The organism is uncultured Acinetobacter sp. (assembly GCF_947624825.1).
Classification (GTDB): domain Bacteria; phylum Pseudomonadota; class Gammaproteobacteria; order Pseudomonadales; family Moraxellaceae; genus Acinetobacter.
On sequence record NZ_CANQLZ010000116.1, the window covers coordinates 1 to 3,114 of the forward strand.

Here is a 3,114-nt window from a genome sequence, read left to right on the forward strand (position 1 = left end):
TTCTTCTGTCATCTCGATACTCATCGTACTTTCCTTTCGTCATAATACCTGAGCAGGAAATCAGTGGGTCATTACAAATGTGCCAAAAACCATTTATGACAAAAACAGGGTCTATGAAGAGTTCATCCTGTTCTTTTCAGATAAAGACATAAACGAATATACAGCTAACGAGGCTGTTGCTTATAAGAATCGGCTTCTGGCAAATGGAACAGGAGTTAGTGTAATTAACTCTAAAATGTCCTATTTGCGTATGCTCTTTCTGTATGCCATAAATAACAATCTTTACTTTGCTGAAAATCCGTTTGAAAAAGTAAAGGTTTCTACTAAATCAAAGATAAAACAAATGACGCCTTCCTATAAGGAATTTAGCGATGATGATTTGAAATCAATCTTTGAAGAGGTGGGCTATAAAGATTTTATGAAAAAATCTGATTACTATTGGCTACCGATTATGGGTCTTTATACAGGTGCCCGATTGGAAGAATTAGCCAGCCTGCGTTTAGAACAAGTTTATGAAGAGGATGGTATTTGGATTTTTGACATTGAACGTGCCAAAAATGCAAATTCAATTAGAAAGGTTCCTCTGCACAAAAATTTAGTTCAGTCAAAATTCTTGGACTATGTGAAAAATCTGAAGGAAAAAAAGGAAACTATGTTGTTTCCTCATTTGGTGGAAACCAAGAATGGTTACTCGAAAAACACTTCTCGAAAATTTGGTTTGTGGTTAGATAAGATTGGAATCAAAGACGATAGGAAAGTTTTTCACTCATTCAGGCATACATTCATCAATCGGCTTACCAATATGGGTGTTCATCCAGCATTGATAATGTCCATTGTGGGGCACTATGAACAATCCAAAGTTGATTTCTCATCTCCCCACTTCACAAATTATCAGCACCAGAAACCTATGAAGGTACTGAAAGAAGTCATTGATCGGCTTGAATTTCCAATTCAGCATTTCTACTGATCTTCTTTTGTGCTATTGTTCTGCTGTTAGTGTCCACCCACATAGGAAATAGAATGGCAACTTATCTTGAATTGAAAGCTCAAGCTGAAGCACTGATGCAACAGGCGGAAGAAGCAAGGAAGAAAGAAATTGCTGAAGTTGTAGCAGGCATAAAAACCAAAATGCAGGAATATGGCATTACTGCTTCTGATTTGGGAATTGCTGTTTCAGGCAAAAGGGCTGCAAAGAAAGTTGGACCTTCAACACCTGCTGTAGTGCGCTACAAAAATGATAAGGGCGAAACGTGGTCCGGTATGGGGCGTCAACCACAATGGATTAAAGACGCTATTGAGGAAGGCAAGAGCAAAGAAGATTTTGCTGTGTAAGTAAAATCTTCTTTACTATATTTATTCAAAATGCCCTCGAAGAGAGGGCATTTTTGCGATAGCAGGTTATATCTGCAATTATTTTTCCACTAAATTTTTTCAGCACGCTTACTCCAAGAATTAATATATTCTTGATTTTTTTCTTCTTGCTCTTTAATCCTTTGTAGCCTTAATTCCTCTTCAATTAAATTATGTTTATCTTTTTCTATTGCACTTACAGTAGATTGATCTACATTGTTTCCAAAATCACTTTCGTTATTTAATACCTTATCTCTAGCGTTATCTAAATTTTGAGAAAAATCCTCATCTGACTTTCCCAGCTCAATACCATATTGCTGAGCCAATTCTTTCATAGCGCTACTCTCAATAATGAATTTAGATAAGATAGCTTGTTGTTTTTCGTAATTTATCTTAAATCGTTTGTCTTGCTTTGCAATTTCTAGCATAGGCTTAGTCAAGAGAGATTTATAGTAATCAATTTCTTTTTGCAATTCTTTATTTAAGCTTTGCTGCTTATAAAGCTCTCTTACTTTCCACTCAGGAACGTCATTCGCTTGTTTTGCTTTCGCTAACTTTTCTTCTGTATCTTTCAGTTGTTTTTTCAATTTGCCAATTTCTGTATTTTTATCGTATATCTCATTATTTTGATTGGAAATTTTTCTGGCATTTTGTTCATTTTTATCTACTTCATTTAAGAAAAATAGGGTTTTAAACATTGACATAATAATTTCTTTTAGCGTTAGAACTGCTATCTATCTAGCATAAATTAAACAAATATTCTGATACAAGTTGTAACTACCAACCTTCACCAGAATGCCAATTTTATTCGCTATCGCTCATTCCTAACGGATCATCTATTTTTTGAATGTGGTTTTATCAATTTCTTTTGGATGATGCCCTTTCGGGATTGGTTTTGCTCGCACCCTATAAGGGTAATTATCTGATATACACCTGACCTTACCCCTAAATTAATACCAGTAGTTCGATGAGATTTTAGCTATTATGCCACCTGTTTTGCATAAATTGCCGGTGGCAAGTAGTTTAAGGCGCTATGTGGTCTTTCGTCGTTGTAATGGCGTTGCCATTGTTCAATTTCATAGCGGGCTTCGTTAATCGTTCTGAACCAGTGTAAGTTCAAACACTCATACCTAAACTTACCATTCAGACTTTCCACAAATGCATTCTGCGTCGGCTTACCGGGTTGGATAAAATTGAGTTGCACTTGATGCATTTTGCTCCAAAAAAATAGGGCTTTACCGGTGTATTCTGGGCCGTTATGGCTACGCCGAACTTCGTTTCACAAACAATAGCTTCCGGTTTACCTCGTACTTCAATTAATTCCGATAAATAACGGGCGACTTGATGGCCTGAAATAGAAATGGAAACGAGCTGGCCCACCATTTCACGACTAAAATCATCCACGATATTTAAGACTCGAAAGCGGTGTCCTGTGGCCAACTGACCTGAAACAAAATCCATCGACCACCGTTGATTTACGGCACTTGGTTTGTCCATAACAAGGCAAGGCCGCACCAGTTTTTTTCGTTGCTTAGTGCGTACCTGCAAGCCCTGCTCCGTATACAGTCGATACGTTCGCTTTTTATTTACGACTAGTCTTTCGCGCTTAAGCAGGCCATGGAGCAATAAATAGCCATAGCGAGGATGGGCCATTGCCAACTCTTTTAATCGAGTCACTAGCGACTCCTCATCACGTTTTTTAGGTTGATATCGGTATGTCGTTCGAGCTAGCCCAACCAATTTGCATGCGGCACGCTCACTCAG

3 protein-coding genes and 1 pseudogene are annotated in these 3,114 nt (G+C 37.6%); 2 read left to right on the forward strand and 2 right to left on the reverse strand.

The window, feature by feature from the left end:
• Positions 1-79: 79 nt before the first annotated feature.
• Complete coding sequence (locus tag Q0017_RS13575; RefSeq protein ID WP_298147958.1) at positions 80-967, forward strand: site-specific integrase; 888 nt, start codon at positions 80-82, stop codon at positions 965-967.
• A 53-nt stretch (positions 968-1,020) separates the two neighbouring features.
• The gene (locus Q0017_RS13580) at positions 1,021-1,332 is read left to right on the forward strand and encodes an H-NS histone family protein (protein ID WP_298147961.1); all 312 of its coding nucleotides are present in this window, start codon (positions 1,021-1,023) and stop codon (positions 1,330-1,332) included.
• An 89-nt stretch (positions 1,333-1,421) separates the two neighbouring features.
• On the opposite strand, the gene Q0017_RS13585 is transcribed toward Q0017_RS13580, so the two are convergent.
• A complete protein-coding gene (locus Q0017_RS13585; protein ID WP_298147964.1) occupies positions 1,422-2,054 on the reverse strand; it encodes a hypothetical protein in 633 nt (210 codons plus the stop codon).
• A gap of 278 nt (positions 2,055-2,332) precedes the next feature.
• Positions 2,333-3,114: pseudogene (locus tag Q0017_RS13590) on the reverse strand (IS3 family transposase); the annotation flags it as partial.

Excerpts from the sequence above, each read along its gene's own strand:
- Q0017_RS13580 (WP_298147961.1), top strand. The coding sequence starts at position 1,021 with ATGGCAACTTATCTTGAATTGAAAGCTCAAGCTGAAGCACTGATGCAA.
- Q0017_RS13585 (WP_298147964.1), bottom strand. The coding sequence starts at position 2,054 with ATGTCAATGTTTAAAACCCTATTTTTCTTAAATGAAGTAGATAAAAAT.